The 16837-nt window shown below is 66.4% G+C and carries 17 protein-coding genes; 11 read left to right on the top strand and 6 right to left on the bottom strand.

Annotation, left to right across the window (positions count from 1 at the left end; all coding sequences use genetic code 11):
* The first annotated feature begins 12 nt into the window (after positions 1-12).
* From mauA to napH, 6 genes are read left to right on the top strand one after another with little or no spacing between them, the layout of a single operon-like run.
* Positions 13-579, top strand: coding sequence for a methylamine dehydrogenase (amicyanin) small subunit (mauA, locus tag ACO2Q4_RS15615; protein ID WP_311759616.1), 567 nt, complete (start codon positions 13-15; stop codon positions 577-579).
* A 56-nt stretch (positions 580-635) separates the two neighbouring features.
* Entirely contained in the window at positions 636-1034 is a 399-nt protein-coding gene (locus ACO2Q4_RS15610) for an amicyanin (protein ID WP_423320424.1), read from the top strand.
* A 24-nt stretch (positions 1035-1058) separates the two neighbouring features.
* On the top strand, positions 1059-1946 hold the full coding sequence (mauJ, locus tag ACO2Q4_RS15605) for a methylamine utilization protein MauJ (RefSeq protein ID WP_423320422.1): 888 nt from the start codon (positions 1059-1061) through the stop codon (positions 1944-1946).
* 3 nt (positions 1947-1949) lie between these two features.
* Positions 1950-3149: a cytochrome-c peroxidase gene (locus ACO2Q4_RS15600; protein WP_423320420.1), complete on the top strand. Its 1200-nt coding sequence runs from the start codon at positions 1950-1952 to the stop codon at positions 3147-3149.
* Between the two features lie 29 nt (positions 3150-3178).
* Entirely contained in the window at positions 3179-3844 is a 666-nt protein-coding gene (napG, locus tag ACO2Q4_RS15595) for a ferredoxin-type protein NapG (RefSeq protein ID WP_311759612.1), read from the top strand.
* Complete coding sequence (napH, locus tag ACO2Q4_RS15590; RefSeq protein WP_423320418.1) at positions 3841-4731, top strand: quinol dehydrogenase ferredoxin subunit NapH; 891 nt, start codon at positions 3841-3843, stop codon at positions 4729-4731. The genes napG and napH overlap by 4 nt, the downstream gene beginning before the upstream one ends.
* Here napH and ACO2Q4_RS15585 read toward each other — a convergent pair.
* From ACO2Q4_RS15585 to ACO2Q4_RS15560, 6 genes are all read right to left on the bottom strand, one after another.
* Positions 4728-5495: an ABC transporter ATP-binding protein gene (locus ACO2Q4_RS15585; RefSeq protein WP_423320416.1), complete on the bottom strand. Its 768-nt coding sequence runs from the start codon at positions 5493-5495 to the stop codon at positions 4728-4730. The two genes, napH and ACO2Q4_RS15585, sit on opposite strands and share 4 nt — an antisense overlap.
* A complete protein-coding gene (locus tag ACO2Q4_RS15580) occupies positions 5492-6460 on the bottom strand; it encodes an ABC transporter substrate-binding protein (protein ID WP_423320414.1) in 969 nt (322 codons plus the stop codon). Before ACO2Q4_RS15580 ends, ACO2Q4_RS15585 begins: the two co-directional genes overlap by 4 nt.
* 33 nt (positions 6461-6493) lie before the next feature.
* A complete protein-coding gene (locus tag ACO2Q4_RS15575; protein ID WP_423320412.1) occupies positions 6494-7309 on the bottom strand; it encodes an ABC transporter permease in 816 nt (271 codons plus the stop codon).
* A gap of 4 nt (positions 7310-7313) precedes the next feature.
* Positions 7314-8666 carry an LLM class flavin-dependent oxidoreductase gene (locus ACO2Q4_RS15570; RefSeq protein WP_423320410.1) on the bottom strand — a complete coding sequence of 451 codons (1353 nt, stop codon included), beginning with the start codon at positions 8664-8666 and terminating at the stop codon, positions 7314-7316.
* A 10-nt stretch (positions 8667-8676) separates the two neighbouring features.
* On the bottom strand, positions 8677-9588 hold the full coding sequence (locus tag ACO2Q4_RS15565) for a TauD/TfdA dioxygenase family protein (RefSeq protein WP_423320408.1): 912 nt from the start codon (positions 9586-9588) through the stop codon (positions 8677-8679).
* 477 nt (positions 9589-10065) lie between these two features.
* A complete protein-coding gene (locus ACO2Q4_RS15560; RefSeq protein WP_395133958.1) occupies positions 10066-11100 on the bottom strand; it encodes a substrate-binding domain-containing protein in 1035 nt (344 codons plus the stop codon).
* Between the two features lie 228 nt (positions 11101-11328).
* On the opposite strand from ACO2Q4_RS15560, the gene ACO2Q4_RS15555 reads away from it, so the two are divergent.
* The 5 genes from ACO2Q4_RS15555 to ACO2Q4_RS15535 are packed head-to-tail and all read left to right on the top strand — an operon-like array spanning position 11329 to position 16834.
* Positions 11329-12378: a sugar ABC transporter substrate-binding protein gene (locus tag ACO2Q4_RS15555; protein WP_311759604.1), complete on the top strand. Its 1050-nt coding sequence runs from the start codon at positions 11329-11331 to the stop codon at positions 12376-12378.
* 56 nt (positions 12379-12434) lie between these two features.
* A complete protein-coding gene (locus ACO2Q4_RS15550) occupies positions 12435-13226 on the top strand; it encodes an ATP-binding cassette domain-containing protein (RefSeq protein WP_311759603.1) in 792 nt (263 codons plus the stop codon).
* A 1-nt stretch (position 13227) separates the two neighbouring features.
* Positions 13228-14475 carry a sugar ABC transporter permease gene (locus ACO2Q4_RS15545; protein ID WP_395133955.1) on the top strand — a complete coding sequence of 416 codons (1248 nt, stop codon included), beginning with the start codon at positions 13228-13230 and terminating at the stop codon, positions 14473-14475.
* A 15-nt stretch (positions 14476-14490) separates the two neighbouring features.
* Positions 14491-15219: an SDR family oxidoreductase gene (locus ACO2Q4_RS15540; RefSeq protein ID WP_423320404.1), complete on the top strand. Its 729-nt coding sequence runs from the start codon at positions 14491-14493 to the stop codon at positions 15217-15219.
* Positions 15220-15223: 4 nt separating this feature from the next.
* Entirely contained in the window at positions 15224-16834 is a 1611-nt protein-coding gene (locus tag ACO2Q4_RS15535) for an FGGY-family carbohydrate kinase (RefSeq protein WP_423320402.1), read from the top strand.
* Positions 16835-16837 lie beyond the last annotated feature (3 nt).

The following is a 16837-nucleotide window of genomic DNA, read 5'->3' as shown; positions in this document are numbered from 1 at the left end:
GGAGGATAAACGATGCTGGGGAATTTCAATTTCGACAACCTGGTCGAAAAGATGTCGCGCCGCGTCGCTGGGCGCACCAGCCGCCGGGGCGCCATCGGCAGGCTTGGCACGGTCCTGATGGGGGCGGCGATCGTGCCGCTGCTGCCGGTGGACCGTCGCGGCCGCGTCAGTCGCGCCAATGCGGCCGGCGCCCCCGAGGGCACTGATCCGCGCGCGAAATTCGTGCCGCAGGACAATGACGTGCAGGCCTGCGACTATTGGCGTCACTGCTCGATCGACGGCAACATCTGCGACTGCTCGGGCGGTTCGCTGACCAACTGCCCGCCGGGGACCAAGCTGGCCTCGGCCTCGTGGGTGGCAAGCTGCTATAACCCGACGGATGGCCAAAGCTATCTGATCGCCTATCGCGACTGCTGCGGCCAGAACGTCTCGGGGCGCTGCGCCTGCCTGAATACCGAAGGCGAGCTGCCCGTCTATCGCCCCGAATTCGCCAATGACATCATCTGGTGCTTCGGCGCCGAAGATGACGCCATGACCTATCACTGCACCATTTCCCCCATCGTCGGCAAAGCCAGCTGACGTTGCAACCGGGCGCGGCATCCCCGCGTCCGGCCCATTCCTTGCAGGAGCATTCCATGAACTTCCTTCTGAAACCCCGGATCGCCCTGTCCGCCGTGGTCTTGGCCGCCTTTACCGCGACCGGAGCTTTCGCCGCCGACAAGATCTCGATCCCGAATGAAAAGCCCGTCGCCGCCGCCGAGGCCCCCGAGGCCGTGGTGGTCATCCGCATCGCCAAGATGAAATACGACACGCCCGAGGTGAAGGTGAAGCCCGGAGATACGGTCGTCTGGATCAATGACGACGTCATGCCCCACAACGTCGCTTTCAAGAAGGGCGTGGTCGGCGAAGAAGCCTTCAAGGGCGAGATGCTGAAGAAGGACCAGGCCTATGCGATCAAGTTCGACGAGGCCGGAACCTATGACTACACCTGCACGCCCCATCCCTTCATGCGCGGCAAGGTGATCGTCGAGTAACCCGACTTAAGGCAGGAGCTGGCCATGTGGATCCCCTATGACATCCGCGCCTCGCTCAAGGCGGAGAGCCCGCCGGATGCGGTCAGGCAATCGCTTGCTGACGCGGATCAGCGCGAATTCCTGGTCGGCTTCTTCCTGCGCAATCCCGTCACCCAGATCTGGGAGGCGGACATTTCGGTCGATGGCGCCCCGACCGAACTTTCGGCCGGGCCTGACCTTCCCGATGCCCGCGTCAGCTTTCACGGCAACGAAGCCGGCAAGCTGTCCGAGGTCATCTATCGCTTGCAGGCCGCATCCCATGAACAGGCGCTGGGTCAGGCGCATGGCGACGTCCAGCGCCGGCTGCTGCGCTGGATGGCCGAGATCGGGCGCGGCATGGCCATTGCCGGCTGGCGCATCGCCGATCCCCGCCACGGCGCGCGTTGGCGCTGCACGCCCTTTCGTCCCAGCGCGATGCGTGCGGACCATATCCCGCTGGGCCCGGTCGCCGCCGATCTTGCCCCGGTGGTCGAGCTGTTCCAGCGCGCAAGGAATGCCCCCGACGCGGCCAGTCGCCTGATGGCCGCGTTTGCGGTCCTTGATCTTGCCGCGACCCACCCGGCGCTGTCCCGTGCCGATGCCGCTGGCTTTCGCGTGACGCAGGACATGCTGATCCATTCCGGCGCCCTTGCCAGCCCCGAGCCGCTGCAGGGCATGGAACTTGGCGCGCTGATCGCCCATCTGCGTCCGCATCATGACCGGCTGGTCGGCCCGCGCGGCGTACTGGCGCCGGTGCTGGACGATCTGGCCGGGCAAAGGCGGCTGGCGCTGATGGCGAACCTGGCCGACCTTGCCGCGCATCGCCTGATCCTGGCCGAGTTGCGCGCCCGGCGCGAGGCCGCCCGCGCGCCCCAGGGCGCTGCGGGGGCCTGACCCATGCCGCGCATCAGCCTGCTTGCGGTGCTGTTCCTGTCGATCCCGCTGGCGGGGGCCGTCGTCGTCGGCGCCGCCGCCGGACGGCAGGAGCCGCTGTCCGACCCGGGCGCCGGGCTGGCCGGGCTTGGCGAAAGGCTGTTTCACGATACAGCGCTGTCTCGCGAAGGCACGCAATCCTGTTCGACCTGCCACGATCCCGACCAGGCCTTTACCGACCCGCGCGAAGGTGCGGCGGGGCGTGCGGTTTCGCTGGGGGATGATGGGCAGTCCTATGGTGACCGCAACACGCCGACGCTGACCTATGCGGCGCTCAGCCCCGGCTTTCATCGCGACGGCATGGGCCGCTACAAGGGCGGGCAGTTCTGGGACGGGCGTGCAGACGATCTGGCCGATCAGGCGGGTCAGCCGATGCTGAACCCGACCGAGATGGGGATGCCCGACCGCGCCGCCGTGGTCGAACGGCTGCGCGCCGATGCCGGTTATGTCGAAAGCTTCGCCGCGCTTTTCGGGCCGGGTGCGATGGACGATGTCGACGCTGCCTTCGATCATGCCGCGGATGCGCTTGCCGCCTATCAGGGCACGGCCGAGTTCATGCCCTTCGATTCCAAATACGACCGCTATCTGCGCGGAGAGGTCAGGCTGACCCCGCAGGAGGAATTCGGCCACACCGTCTTCATCACCTGGAACTGCCGTCTGTGCCACCAGCTGCAAAAGCAGGGCATCGTCGAGCACGAGACCTTCACCAGCTTTGAGTTCCACAATATCGGCATCCCGGTCAACGCGGCCGCGCGCGAGGCGAACGGGCTGGGGCTGGGACATCTGGATCGCGGTCTGCTGGACCGGCCGGGCATTTCGGACCCGGCACAGGCCGGACGGGTGAAGGTGCCGACGCTGCGCAATGTCGCCGTGACCGGGCCCTATATGCATAACGGCGCCTTCTCGGACCTGCGGACGGCTGTCCTGTTCTACAACAAGTATACCAGCCGTCGCCCAGACGCGCAGATCAACCCCGAAACCGGAAAGGACTGGGGCCCAGCCGAGATCGGACAGAACCTGTCCCTGGCCGAGTTGCAATCGGGGCTGGCGCTGAACGATGCGCGGGTCGATGCGCTGGTTGCTTTCCTCGAGACGCTGACCGACCGGCGATACGAGCCGCTGCTGGCCGAACAGAAGCGCGCTGCTGCCGCGCAGGGGAATTAGGCGGGGACAGGACACAAAGGGGGAAGGGGATGGCATCCAGCAAGCGCAAGATGAACCGCCGCACCGCCATGACCGAGATCGCGCGCGGCGCGGGTGCCGCCTGCCTCGGCGGGTTTTCCCTGATCGCCATGATCGAGGCCACGGACCGCGCCGATGCCCGCGCCATCCGTCCGCCCGGCGCGCTGCCCGAGGATGATTTCCTGGCCGCCTGCGTGCGTTGCGGCCTATGCGTCGAGGCCTGCCCCTATCACACCCTGTCGCTGGCGGAATGGGGCGATGAGGCGGCGGTCGGTACGCCCTTTTTCACCCCGCGCGAAACCCCCTGCTACATGTGTCACGATGTTCCCTGCGCGCGGGCCTGTCCCACGGGCGCGCTGGACAGGGACATCCCCTCGATCCAGGACGCGAACATGGGCGTCGCCGTGCTGGTCGGGCACGAGGACTGCCTGAATTACAAGGGCATGAATTGCAGCATCTGCGTGCGCGTCTGCCCGATCCGGGGGGACGCGATCTCGCTTGAACCGGGCGAGTTCAACGGACGGCGCATCATGGTCCCGACGGTCCATTCCAGCCATTGCACCGGTTGCGGCACCTGCGAGAAGCATTGCGTGACTGGCCATGCCTCGATCCGGGTGTTGCCACGCGACCTGGGCCTGGGCGGCGAGGGCCGCAACCGCGCGGGGCGGGCAACATGATCGGGCGCCTGATCTCTGACAACCGGCGCCAAAGCGTCGCCGCCCGTGGGCTGTTGCGGTCGCATAAATGGTGGCTGCTGCGGCGGCTGTGCCAGGTTTCGGTCCTGGGGCTGTTCATGCTGGGGCCGCTGGCCGGGATCTGGATCGCGCGCGGCAATTTCGGCGCCAGCCGGATCGGGGGCGTGGTGACGCTGGCCGATCCCTATATCCTGCTGCAAGGCCTCTTCGGCGGCACGTCCCCGGCGATACCGGTGGTGACGGGGGCGATCATCGTCGCACTGGGCTATCTTCTGGCCGGGGGCCGCGCCTATTGCGGCTGGGTCTGCCCGGTCAACGTGGTAACGGACGCCGCCTTCTGGTTGCGAGAGAAGACCGGCCTGACGCGGGACCGCAAGCTGGACCGGCGCACGCGGCTGGCTGTTCTGGTGGGAACGCTGCTGGCCTCGGCGGTGACGGGCACGGTTGCCTGGGAGTTCGTGAACCCGGTCAGCCTGCTGCAGCGCGCCTTCATCACCGGGATCGGACTGGGATGGACGGTCATCCTGGCGGTGTTCCTGCTGGACCTGTTCGTGTCCCGCCGCGCCTGGTGCAGCCATCTTTGCCCGGTCGGGGCCTTCTACGGCGTGATCGGTCGCGCCTCGATCCTGCGGATATCGGCGGCGCGGCGAGACGCCTGCACGGATTGTGGCGCCTGCTTCAACATCTGCCCCGAGCCGCATGTGATCGTCCCCGCCCTGAAGGGCAAGGGCAGCCCGCTGATCCTGTCCGGGGACTGCCAGAACTGCGGGAACTGCATCGATTCCTGCCCCGTGGACGTTTTCCACATGTCCGGCAGGCTGGGCGGCGGCAGAATGCCGGCCACCGCCACCCAGGGGCAGCAGGGCTAGTGCAGCCCGAACTTGCCCATCAGCATCCTGCGCATCTGCACGAACCCGGCCGAGTTCCGGTCACGCGGGCGCGTCAGATCGACCGGAAAGACCGTGGGCGCAGTGCCGTCATTGGTCAGGACCAGCACCCGGTCAGCCAGGAAGATCGCCTCTTCGAGGTCATGGGTGACAAGGATCATCGTCACCCCTTCCTCGGCCCAGATCCGGGCGAGCTCATCCTGCATGGTCAGCTTGGTCATCGCGTCCAGCGCGCCCAAGGGCTCGTCCAACAGCAGTATCTCGGGCTGCACGGTCAGCGCGCGGGCAATACCCACGCGCTGCGCCATGCCGCCCGAAAGCTGGCGCGGCCAGGCATTCTGGAAATCATCCAACCCGACCAGCCGGATATAGCGGCGTGCGCGGTCCTGCGCTTCGGCGCGCGGAACGCCCCGCAGCTCAAGCCCGAAGGCCACGTTCTCCAGCACGGACAGCCAGGGCAGCAGGCGCGGTTCCTGATAGATCACCGCGCGTTCGGTGCCGACGCCCGCGATGGGGTTGCCATCGATCACCACCTGCCCGGCATCCGCGCCCTCAAGCCCGGCCAGAAGGCGCAGCAGCGTGGTCTTGCCGCAACCGCTGGGGCCGACGATGGCCAGCGATTCACCGCCCCAGATATCAAGCGACAGGTTGCGCAGGACGGGCAGGGGCTGGCCGTTCAGACTGTAGGTCTTGGAAAGGTGGCGCAGGGCCACCTCGCCGCGTCGGATCTGGGAACTGGCTGTCATTTCCCGGCGACCTCCGTGCCGGTGACCAGCAGGATGTCGCCGGCCTTCAGCTCGCCCTTGGTCAGCTTGCCCTCGCGCTCCAGCACGTCGATCCAGAACTGGATGTCGCGGTCGGTCGCAAGCCCGCCCTGACGCACACCGTAACCCGCGAAATACTTGGCGATCTCGGGGTTCTCGCCGCGCTCCTGCAGGACGCGGGCCAGGATTTCTCGGGTTTCCTCGGGGTGGTCGCGGGCAAAGTCCAGCGCACGGGCGGATTGCCTGACGAAATCCTCGGCCGCCTTCGGATGCTCGGCGACCCAGTCCTTGCGCAGCACGGTAAAGCCGCCCGCGATCTCGCCCAGCACCTGGGTGTCGTCAAAGACCGCGCGCAGGCCGCCCTTTTCACGCGCGGCGCCCTCGAACGTGGTCTGCCAATAGCCAAAGGCCGCGACATCGACCTGCCCCGAGCGCAGCACCTGTTCCAATTGCGGCCCCGGCACCGTCACCAGGTTTGCGGCGTTCTGGGGCAGGCCTTTCTGGTTCAGCGCCTCGCGCACGGTATAGTCCAGATGCGCGCCCAACGTGTTCACGGCGACGGTCTTGCCCTTGATATCCTCGATCGTGCGGATCGGGCTGTCCTCAAGCACATAGAAGATCGACTTCACGTCATGGTTGACGCCGTTCGTCGGGTAGGCGGCGACGAACTCGTTTCCGCCGATGATCGAGTTCAGCACCGCCGCAGTCGCGGCACTGCCGATGTCGACCGAGCCGCCGGCCAGCGCCATCAGCGATTCCGGCCCGCCCGAGGCATAGCCTACATCCTCGATCACGACATCAGTGCCGTCGAAATAGCCCAGCTCCTGCGCCAGTTCATGCGCGCTGACGCCGCCGTGGCTGGCAAGATAGCGCAGCGTCACTTGCTCGGCCCATGCGGGAGCGGTCAGGGCGGTCGTTACGACAAGGGAAAGGATGAATTGTTTCATGGTCTTGGTCCTGATATCTGAAAAGATTGGTGTTCAGCGATCCGTGGCTGACCAGCGGCACAGCCGGCGCTGCAGCGCGACCAGCACGCCATTCGCGGCAAGGCCAAGGAAGGCCAGCAGGAAGATCGCGGCGAACATCAGCGGGATCTGGAAGTTGTACTGGGCGTTCATCACCTGAAAGCCGACGCCCTTGTTCGCGCCGATCATCTCGGCTGCGATCAGCAGCAGCAAGGCGGTCGTCGCCGACAGCCGCAGTCCCACGAAGATCGCCGGGATCGAGGCGGGCAGGATCACCCGGCGGAACACCTGCAGGTGGTTTGCGCCATAGCTGCGCGCCATCTCGATCAGCTTGCGGTCGACCTCTTTCACGCCGCCAATGGTGGCGAGCAGGATCGGAAACAGCGTCGCCCAGAAGATGACGAAGACTTTCGACGCTTCGCCCAGTCCCAGCAGCAGGATAAAGACCGGGTAAAGCGCAAGCGCCGAGGTCTGGCGGAAGAATTGCAGCAGCGGGTCCAGCGCGCGTTCGACCGCCGGAAGCTGGCCCATGGCAAGGCCCAGCGGGATGCCAAGCGCCACGGCTGCCAGGAAGGCGGTTCCAGCGCGCTGCAGACTGATGGCGATGTCGTCGATCAGCGCGCCGCTGGACAGGCCCTGCCACAGCGCGACCGCGATCTTGTCCAGCGGCGGGAACACGGCGGGGCTGACCCAGCCAGCACGACCCGCGACTTGCCATAGGATGACGAAGCCGATCACCAGCCCCCAGCGGGACAGAAACCGCGCGGCCGCATCCCGCGCCGGAACCGGTCTGGCGGGCGGACGAGGCGTGTCGAGTGTTTCGATGCTCATCGCGCTACTCCGCTGCAAGCCGGGCCGCGCGCGCCGCGGCATGGCGGTTGGTCGGGAAGGGCAGGCCCAGGTTCGCACGAAGCGTCCGGCCTTCGTATTCGGTGCGGAACAGCCCGCGGCGCTGCAGTTCCGGGATGACCAGATCGACGAAATCGGTCAGTCCGGTAGGCAGCCAGGGCGGCAGGATGTTGAAGCCATCCGCGCCGTCATTCTCGAACCATTCCTGCAGTGTGTCGGCAATCTGCCGGGCGCTGCCGACCACGGTGTAATGCCCGCGCGCCGAGGCGACCCATTGGTAAAGTTGACGGATCGTAAAACCGTTCTCGTCCGCGATCTGGCGGATCAGCGCCTGACGCGACTTCATCCCCTCGGTCGGGGGAGCCGGGGGCAGGGGGCCGTCAAGGTCGAACCCCCTCAGATCTAGCGTCCCGCCGGTCAGCTGGTTCAACAGCGCGACCCCGTCCTCGGGCTGGATCAGCGCGGTCAGGCGGTCGTATTTCTCGCGCGCCTCGGCCTCGGTCCGGCCGACAAAGGGCGCGACACCGGGCATGACCAGGATATGGGACGGATCGCGTCCCAGCGCCGCGGCGCGGGACTTGATGTCCCGATAGAACTGCTGCGCGGTGTCCAGCCGCTGATGCGCGGTGAAGATCACCTCGGCGGTGGCCGCTGCCAGCGCGCGCCCATCCTCGGACTGGCCGGCCTGCACGATCACCGGATGTCCCTGGGGCGAGCGCGAGACGTTCAGCGGCCCCGCCACCTTGAAATGTTCCCCCCGATGCGCGGCCGGGTGGATCTTGTCGCGGTCGTGGAAGCGCCCGCTGTCCTTGTCGCGGATGAAGACGTCATCCTCGAAGCTGTCCCACAGCTTCTTCACGACCTCCACATGCTCGGCGGCGCGGGCATAGCGATGCGCGTGGGGATGCTGCTGGTCCAGGTTGAAGTTGCGCGCCGCGCCCTCAGTCGCGGTCGTGACCACGTTCCAGCCGGCCCGCCCGTCCGAGATCAGGTCCAGCGACGCGAATTTGCGCGCGGTGTTATAGGGCTCTTCATAGGTGGTCGAGGCGGTGGCAATGAAGCCCAGGTTCTGGGTCAGCGGCGCCAGCGCGGCGAACAGCGTCACCGGCTCGAGCCCGGCGACACGGGCCGGACCGCCCTCGGACAGGCCCCCGGTCGAGGTCGCAAGTCCATCCGCCAGGAAATAGGCGTCGAACAGGCCCCGTTCGGCCTCGCGGGCCAGTTGCAGGTGGAAGGCAAAGCTGACCGCGCCATCGGCGGGCTGGTCGGGATGGCGCCACGACGCGACGTGCTGGCCGCCGCCGGGCAGGAATGCGCCAAGTCTGATCTTGCGGGTCATGATCTTCTCCTTAGATCGCGGGTTTGGTCAGCGCGGTGCTGGTGCGCCCGTCGGGACCGACTGGAATGTCGCCTTGCAGCGTCACACGGCGAACGACCCGGTGGGCGTCGCCGTAATCGTTCACCGCGACATGCTGCGTGGCGCGGTTGTCCCAGATCACCACGTCACCCGCCTGCCAGCGCCAGCGCACGGTGTTTTCCGGCGCCGTGATCCGGGCCTGCAGGATCTCGACCAGCTTTTGCGAGTCGTCGCGCGACAACCCGCTGATGCGTTGCACGAAGCTGCCCAGCAGCAGCAACCTTTCCCCGGTCTGGGGATGGACGCGGACAACCGGATGCTCGGTCTCGTATACGGCCGAGGCGAAGACCTCGGCATAGTGCTTGCGGTCCAGATCCGAGGCGCGCGGGCGTTCGGCGGCATAGTCATAAGCGTTCGAATGGACCGCCCTCAGGCTGTCGGCCAGCAGTCGCAGTGCTTCGGGCAGATCGGCATAGGCAGTGACGGTGTTGGCCCAGATGGTGTCGCCGCCGACCTCGGGGATCGCGACCCCGCGCAGGATCGACGCCTTGGGATAGGCCTCGACGAAAGTCACATCCGTGTGCCAGCGATCCGCGCGCCCGCCGCCCCGGCTGGAATCCAGTTCCAGGATCGCGGCACTGCCCTTGACCACGGCCTGGGTCGGATGCGGCACCAACTCGCCCAGACGAAGCGCAAAAGCCTCTTGCCCTGCATCGTCCAGATGGTGCTGACCGCGGAAGAACAGCACCTTGTGGCGCAGCAGCAGCGCCTCGATCTCGGCGACTGTCTGGTCGGGCAGATCCCCGCCCAGCCGCAGATTGGCGATCTCGGCCCCGATACGCGGGGTGACGGGATGTACGTCCGTGGCCGGGATGGCGGGGGCAAAGGTTTCGTGTCGGGTCATCTTGTGATCCTTTCGGGGCGCATGGGGGATCCGACGCGATCCGGCACGGGATCGCGGGAAAGTTGAAAACGTGGGGATTGTGCTGCCGACCGGCCGGGAACGACCGGCTGGGGGGGCGGGGCTGACAGGGGGAAGAAGGGGCGCGGCCCTCAGGCGAGCGCAGTTCCGCGGCAGCAGCCGCACATGCATCGACACGAGCCGGCAAGGCTGTTTCGGGCGATGGCTGCATATGTGAGTCGAGGGGTCATCTCCGCCTCCTTATTCACGACTTGTTCGGTGGATATTAGAGGGGCCATTCCCCGCAGGCGATCCCAAAGATCGATCGCGCACGACAGGCGGGCGGTGATTGTGTCGGGGAAAACGACAAGAATATTCTCCGGACCCTCGGATCGGGTATCGGAAAAGGTATTCGGAACCTGTCGCATCTGGCCCGCGTAGGGGGCCCTGTCGGAAGGCGCGCCCCGAAGCAGCGCGGCTTTAGCCCGCGGCGGCGGCCAGTGCGCTGCGGGCCGGTTCGAAAATGCAGGGCACCTCGATCCGGGGGGCGCCCGCCGGGGGCTGTTCGACAAAGGCAAAGACCTGTGCCAGCATCGCGCTCACATCCTGCCGCATCATCCCGGCATTCTGGTCCAGAAATGCCGCGAAAGGGTCCCAGTCGAAGCAGCCGAAACGCATTTGGGGCGGGATCGGGTGGGCATGGATCCAGCGGATCACCCCCTCCAGCGCGATAGTCGAGTTGACGAAGATCCCGCAGTCCTGCGGCAGGTCCAGCCCGGCAAGGCTCGCCTCGGTCTTTGAGGCGGAATAGCCGCGCATCAGCAGGCGGGTTTCGGGCACATCGATCCCGCGCTCGGCATGGGCGGCCAGAAAGCCGCGCAAGCGTTCGCGGGTATTGTGGTCCTGTCCGCGTCCACCGATGAAGAAAAGCGGCGAGACGCTGCCAAAATCGCGCCGCACGCGGTCCAGAATCAGCCGCGCAAGGTCGCGCGCGCCGCCGAAATTGTCCGACACGACAGAAGGACCGCCAGTGCCGGGCAGGTCCAGATTGATCGTGCGGATGCCAGCGGGGGCGCAGATCTCGGCGATGCGGTCGGGATCGGTGGCGCCGGTCGCGATCAGGCATTCCGCCTGATAGGACATCAGCTCGCGCGCCGCCTCGACCTCCAGCGCCGGGTCGCGCTGGGTGCAGGTGATGACGGGGAACAGCCCGCGTTCGCGGGCCATCGCCTCGAACTGCTCGGCGATGGCACCGAAATAGCGGTTGTCGTACTTCGGGATGATCATGCCGACGATGCGCGACCTTTCGCGGCGCAACATGCTGGCCTGCAGGTTGACGGCATAGCCCCGTTCCTTGGCGATCAGGCTGATGCGCTCGGCCAGTTTTGCGCTGATCCGGCGCTTTTGCCAGGTGCCGTTCAGGACCGAACTGACCGCGCTGGGGCTGGCCCCCGCGATCTGGGCCAGGTCATAGATGGTCGGCCTTTTCGCGGGAGTGTCGTCGCTTTCGGTCATGTTCCGCCATGTTTGGCACGCGCAGCCGCATACCTGCTCAATTGATTATCTTGACAGGTAATCATAAATGCCACAGCTTTGCTACATCGATTGAGCAAGCGTGCTTCATCGATGGCGCAAACCCATGCGGTGCGCCGGAGTCCGGGGGAAGCAACAAGGGGAACGACACCGGGGCCGGGGGAGAGATGGCCATTGCGGGTCGCATCCCGACATGTGGAGGAGACAAAGATGAAGTCCAAATTCCCGCTCGCCGCGGCCTCGCTGGCGGCGACGACGCTGCTGGCCGGTGCGGCCCTGGGGCAAGAGGCGGCGACGGTCGCCTTTCTGATGCCGGATCAGGCATCGACCCGCTATGAGGAGCATGATTTCCCCGGCTTCAAGGCCGCAATGGAGAAGCTGTGCCCGAAATGCACGGTGATCTATCAGAACGCCAATGCCGATGCGACGCTGCAGCAGCAGCAATTCAACTCGGTCATCACTCAGGGTGCCAAGATCGTCGTTCTTGACCCGGTGGATTCCGCGGCGGCCGCGGGACTGGTGCAGATGGCCCATTCACAGGATGTGAAGGTCATCGCCTATGACCGCCCGATCCCGGACACGCCGGCGGATTACTATGTCTCGTTCGACAACAAGGGCATCGGGCAAGCCATCGCGCAATCGCTGGTCGACCACCTGAAGGCGTCGGGCGTGGCCGCCGGGGCAGGAGTGCTGCAGATCAACGGCTCGCCCACCGATGCGGCGGCGGGGCTGATCCGGGACGGGATCGACGCCGCGCTGGACGGTTCGGAATACAAGACCCTGGCCGAATATGACACGCCGGAATGGGCCCCGCCCAAGGCGCAGGAATTCACCGCCGGGCAGATCAACCGCTTCGGCGCAGACATCAAGGGCATCGTCGCGGCCAATGACGGCACCGCTGGCGGCGCCATCGCGGCGCTGAAGGCAGCGGGGGTCGATCCGCTGCCGCCCGTCACTGGCAATGACGCGACCATCGCGGCGCTGCAACTGATCATCGCGGGCGACCAGTACAACACCATCTCGAAACCGTCCGAGATCGTGGCCGCCGCCGCCGCCAATGTCGTCGCCACCTTCCTGAAGGGCGAGACGCCAGAGCCCAAGACCTCGCTTTACGACACCCCGTCCGAATTGTTCGTGCCGGCCGTCGTCACGCGCGAGAACATCAAGGCCGAGATCTTCGACAAGGGCATCCAGACCCCCGAGGAAATCTGCACCGCCGATTACGCCGATGCCTGCCGCGAGCTTGGCATCACGAAATAGGCCTCGACGGCGCGCGTCCCCCCGGGCGCGCGCCATTTCTTCGGAAAGGAAACGCGATGACCGAAACAGGCCATCCCGCCGCCCCGATCCTGAAGCTGCGCGGCGTCTCGAAACAATTCGGCGCGGTTCAGGCGCTGAAGGATATCGAGCTTGACGTCCATGCGGGCGAAGTCGTGGCGCTGGTCGGCGACAACGGCGCGGGCAAATCCACGCTGGTCAAGGTGCTGGCGGGCGTCCACCAGCCGACCGAGGGCAGTATCGAGTTCATGGGCCGTCCGGTGACGATGGACAGTCCCGGCAGCGCGCTGGAGCTGGGCATTGCGACCGTGTTTCAGGATCTGGCCCTGTGCGAGAATCTGGATGTGGTCGCCAACCTGTTCCTGGGACAGGAAATTTCTCCCTGGAGCTTGGACGAGGTGCAGATGGAGGTCCGCGCCTGGACCCTGCTGCGCGAACTTGCGGCGCGCATCCCTTCGGTCCGCGAACCCATTGCCTCGCTTTCGGGCGGGCAGCGCCAGACTGTCGCGATCGCGCGCTCGCTGCTGCTGAACCCCAGGGTCATCATGCTGGATGAACCGACCGCAGCCCTTGGCGTCGCGCAGACCGCCGAGGTGCTGAACCTGATCGAGCGCGTGCGCGACCGCGGGTTGGGCGTCATCCTGATTTCGCACAACATGGAGGATGTGCGCGCCGTCGCCGACCGGATCGTGGTCCTGCGGTTGGGCCGCAACAATGGCGTCTTCACGGCGGAATCCTCGAATGCCGAGTTGGTCGCGGCGATTACCGGCGCGACCGAAAACGCGGTCTCGCGCCGTCAGGCCCGCAAGCATGAACAACTGGAAGGCTGAGATGACCGATCCGAACACCCGGACCGCCCTTGACCAATCCGACAGTCGCCTGCGCCAGGATCAGGGCGTCGCGGGCGCGATCCGCGGCTTCATCGACCGAGTGCGCTCGGGCGATCTTGGCATCCTGCCGGTGGTCATCGGGCTGATCCTGATCGCAACGGTCTTCTGGTCGTTGAACCCGATTTTCCTGGCGCCGAACAACCTTGCGAACCTGCTGTTCGACGCGGCGGCGGTGGGATGCATCTCTTTGGGTGTGGTCTGCGTGCTGATGCTGGGCGAGATCGACCTGTCCATCGGCTCGATGAGCGGGCTGGCCTCGGCCATCCTGGGCGTCGTCTGGGTCAGGATGGGATTGCCGGTGCCGCTGGCAATCCTGGTCGCGCTGTGCGCGGGCGCGTTCATGGGCTTTGTCTATGCGACGATGCTGAACCGCTTCGGAATGCCCAGCTTCGTGTCGACCCTGTCGGGATTGTTGGCGATGCTGGGCCTGCAGCTTTATTTGCTGGGGGGGACCGGATCGATCAACCTGCCCTATGCCTCGCCCATGGTGCGGTTCGGGCAGATCTACGTCATGCCGGCATGGTTCAGCTATGTGCTCGCATTTGCGCCGGGGGTGGTAATGCTGGCGCTGGGGCTCGCACGGATGCGGCGGCGGGCGGCGGTCAACCTGTCCAATCCGGGCGGCGTTTCCGTCCTGCTGGTCAAGGTCGCAGTGCTGACGCTGATCCTGCTGGGCGCGGTCCATTACCTGAACATGGGGCGGGGGATCCCGTGGATGTTCGGCCTGTTCGTCCTGCTGGTCGTCATCATGCAATATGCGCTGACGCGCACGAAATGGGGCAGGGCGATGTTCGCCGTCGGCGGCAACCGCGAGGCGGCGCGGCGTTCGGGGATCAACGTGAACCGCATCCGCATTTCCGCCTTCATGCTGTGTTCGATGCTTGCGGCGCTGGGGGGCACGCTGGCGGCGTCTCGGCTGGCTTCGTCCAGCCAGCAGGCGGGGACGGGGGACGTGAACCTGAACGCGATCGCGGCTGCCGTGATCGGGGGCACTTCGCTGTTCGGCGGGCGCGGATCGGCCTGGTCGGCGCTGCTGGGCGTCATCGTCATCCAGGCGATTTCGAACGGATTGACGCTGCTGAACCTCAGCTCGTCCCTGCGCTACATGATCACGGGCGCGGTCCTGGCGGTCGCGGTGATCGTCGACTCGCTGGCGCGCCGTTCGCGGGCAAGCCACGGCCGGGCATAGGAAAGGAAAACGGGAATGGGTGATCAATTGAAGGGCAAGGTCGCGGCCGTCACCGGTGCGGCATCCGGGATCGGGCTGGCTTGCGCGCGCGCGATGCTGGCCGAGGGGGCGACTGTCGTGCTGATCGACCGCGCGGCCGACCGGCTGCAGGCGCTTTGCGACGAATTGGGGCCGAACGCAAAGCCGCTGGTCGTCGACCTGCTGCGCGGCGCGGAAGTTGACGGCATCGCGCAGGGCATCGAGGATCTGGCCGGGCCGGTCGACATCTTTCACGCCAATGCCGGGGCCTATGTCGGCGGACCCGCGGCCGAGGGCGACCCCGACGCCTGGGACCGGATGCTGAACCTGAACATCAACGCGGCCTTCCGCAGCGTGCGTGCCGTCCTGCCCGGGATGATCGCCAGAAAGACCGGCGACGTGATCTTCACCTCCTCGGTTGCGGGAGTGGTGCCCGTGGTGTGGGAGCCGATCTATACCGCCTCGAAATTCGCGGTTCAGGCCTTTTTGCACGCGACGCGGCGTCAGGTCGCGCCGCATGGCATCCGCATGGGGGCGGTGCTGCCCGGTCCGGTCGTGACCGCGCTGCTGGACGACTGGCCCAAGGCCAAGATGGATGAGGCGCTGGCCAACGGGTCGCTGATGCAGCCGACCGAGGTGGCGGATGCGGTCATCTTCATGCTGACGCGGCCGCGCAACGTGGTGATCCGCGATCTGGTGATCCTGCCCAACAGCGTCGATCTTTGACACCATGGCAAGCGCACCCCCCTGCTTCCTTGGCATCGATGTCGGCACCGGCAGCGCTCGGGCGGGGCTGTTCGATGCGCGGGGCACGATGCTGGCCAGCGCGCGTCGCGACATCTCTTTGTGGCGCGAAGGCGCGGATATCGCTGAACAGTCCAGCGAGGACATCTGGGCCGCCATCTGCGCCGCCACGCGCGAAACGGTAGCCGCATCCGGCATTGATCCGGCCCGGATCGAGGGGCTTGGCTTCGATGCCACTTGTTCCCTTGTCGTGCTTGGCGAAGGTGGCCGTCCCTTGACCGTCAGCGCGTCGGGTGACGATGCGCGCAATATCATCGTCTGGATGGATCATCGCGCGATTTCCCAGGCCGAGCGGATCAACGCGGGCGGCCACCCCGTCCTGCGCTATGTCGGGGACAGGATCTCGCCCGAGATGGAGACGCCGAAGCTGCTGTGGTTGCTTGAGAACCAGCCCGCAACCTATCGTAATGCATGGAAATTCATGGACCTTGCCGATTACCTTGGCTGGCGCGCCACGGGTGATCTGACCCGGTCAAGCTGCACGGTGGCCTGTAAGTGGACCTATCTTGCGCATGAGGATCGCTGGGATCCCGACTATTTCCGCAGCATCGGGCTGGGCGATCTGGCCGATCAGGATTTCATTCGGATCGGGCAAAGGATCGTGCCGCCCGGCACCGCGCTGGGGGCAGGACTGACCGCGAGTGCCGCGGCAGAACTGGGCCTGCGCCCGGGCACCCCGGTCGGCGCGGGCCTGATCGACGCCCATGCCGGCGGGATTGGCACCGTCGGCATGGCAGAGGGGCCGGAAAGCAACCTTGCCTATGTCTTCGGCACCTCCTCCTGCACCATGACCTCGACCCGCGAACCGGCTTTCGTGCCGGGGGTCTGGGGACCTTACTATCAGGCGATGGTGCCGGGTTTGTGGCTGAACGAAGGCGGGCAATCCGCTGCGGGCGCGGCGATCGAACAATTGCTGGCCCTTCATCCGGCCCTGCCCGAAGCCAGCGCCGCCGCCCGTGCCGATGGCAAGCCGCTGCCGGTCTGGCTGGCGGGGGTCGCGGCGCGCAAGGCGGAAAACCTGTCCGATGTGGTGCATCTTGCCACGGGCCTGCATGTCGTGCCGGAATTCCTGGGCAACCGCGCGCCTTTCGCCGACCCGCACGCCCGCGCTGTCATCGCCGGGCTGGGGATGGAGCGGGACCTGCACAGCCTGGTCGCGCTTTACGTCGCGGGGCTGTGCGGCATCGCCTATGGCCTGCGCCAGATCATCGAGGCGCAGGACAGCCAGGGCGTGAGCGTCGACCGGATCGTGATATCGGGCGGGGCGGGGCAGCTTGACCTGGTGCGCCAGATCCTGGCCGACGGAACCGGCAAGCCCGTTTTGTCAAGCAAGGCGGCCGAGCCGGTGTTGCTGGGTTCGGCGATCCTTGGCACCGTCGCCGCGGGCCAATATCCCGGAATGGTCGAGGCGATGGCTGCCATGTCGCGCCCGGATCGCGAATATGGCCCCGATGCCGGGGCCGCAGCGATCCATGATGCCCGCTATGCGACGTTCCGGGCGCTGCAAAAGGCCCTGAGGGACGCGCGCGGGGTGTGAACG

The sequence above is a fragment of the Paracoccus sp. KR1-242 genome, assembly GCF_049446195.1.
GTDB classification, from domain to species: Bacteria; Pseudomonadota; Alphaproteobacteria; order Rhodobacterales; family Rhodobacteraceae; genus Paracoccus; species Paracoccus broussonetiae.
This window is presented reverse-complemented; position numbering and strand designations above follow the sequence as displayed.

Excerpts from the sequence above, each read along its gene's own strand:
- mauA (WP_311759616.1), top strand. The coding sequence starts at position 13 with ATGCTGGGGAATTTCAATTTCGACAACCTGGTCGAAAAGATGTCGCGC.
- ACO2Q4_RS15540 (WP_423320404.1), top strand. The coding sequence starts at position 14,491 with ATGGGTGATCAATTGAAGGGCAAGGTCGCGGCCGTCACCGGTGCGGCA.
- ACO2Q4_RS15610 (WP_423320424.1), top strand. The coding sequence starts at position 636 with ATGAACTTCCTTCTGAAACCCCGGATCGCCCTGTCCGCCGTGGTCTTG.
- ACO2Q4_RS15575 (WP_423320412.1), bottom strand. The coding sequence starts at position 7,309 with ATGAGCATCGAAACACTCGACACGCCTCGTCCGCCCGCCAGACCGGTT.
- ACO2Q4_RS15550 (WP_311759603.1), top strand. The coding sequence starts at position 12,435 with ATGACCGAAACAGGCCATCCCGCCGCCCCGATCCTGAAGCTGCGCGGC.
- ACO2Q4_RS15565 (WP_423320408.1), bottom strand. The coding sequence starts at position 9,588 with ATGACCCGACACGAAACCTTTGCCCCCGCCATCCCGGCCACGGACGTA.
- mauJ (WP_423320422.1), top strand. The coding sequence starts at position 1,059 with ATGTGGATCCCCTATGACATCCGCGCCTCGCTCAAGGCGGAGAGCCCG.
- ACO2Q4_RS15555 (WP_311759604.1), top strand. The coding sequence starts at position 11,329 with ATGAAGTCCAAATTCCCGCTCGCCGCGGCCTCGCTGGCGGCGACGACG.
- ACO2Q4_RS15570 (WP_423320410.1), bottom strand. The coding sequence starts at position 8,666 with ATGACCCGCAAGATCAGACTTGGCGCATTCCTGCCCGGCGGCGGCCAG.
- ACO2Q4_RS15560 (WP_395133958.1), bottom strand. The coding sequence starts at position 11,100 with ATGACCGAAAGCGACGACACTCCCGCGAAAAGGCCGACCATCTATGAC.
- ACO2Q4_RS15585 (WP_423320416.1), bottom strand. The coding sequence starts at position 5,495 with ATGACAGCCAGTTCCCAGATCCGACGCGGCGAGGTGGCCCTGCGCCAC.
- ACO2Q4_RS15545 (WP_395133955.1), top strand. The coding sequence starts at position 13,228 with ATGACCGATCCGAACACCCGGACCGCCCTTGACCAATCCGACAGTCGC.
- ACO2Q4_RS15535 (WP_423320402.1), top strand. The coding sequence starts at position 15,224 with ATGGCAAGCGCACCCCCCTGCTTCCTTGGCATCGATGTCGGCACCGGC.
- napH (WP_423320418.1), top strand. The coding sequence starts at position 3,841 with ATGATCGGGCGCCTGATCTCTGACAACCGGCGCCAAAGCGTCGCCGCC.
- napG (WP_311759612.1), top strand. The coding sequence starts at position 3,179 with ATGGCATCCAGCAAGCGCAAGATGAACCGCCGCACCGCCATGACCGAG.
- ACO2Q4_RS15580 (WP_423320414.1), bottom strand. The coding sequence starts at position 6,460 with ATGAAACAATTCATCCTTTCCCTTGTCGTAACGACCGCCCTGACCGCT.
- ACO2Q4_RS15600 (WP_423320420.1), top strand. The coding sequence starts at position 1,950 with ATGCCGCGCATCAGCCTGCTTGCGGTGCTGTTCCTGTCGATCCCGCTG.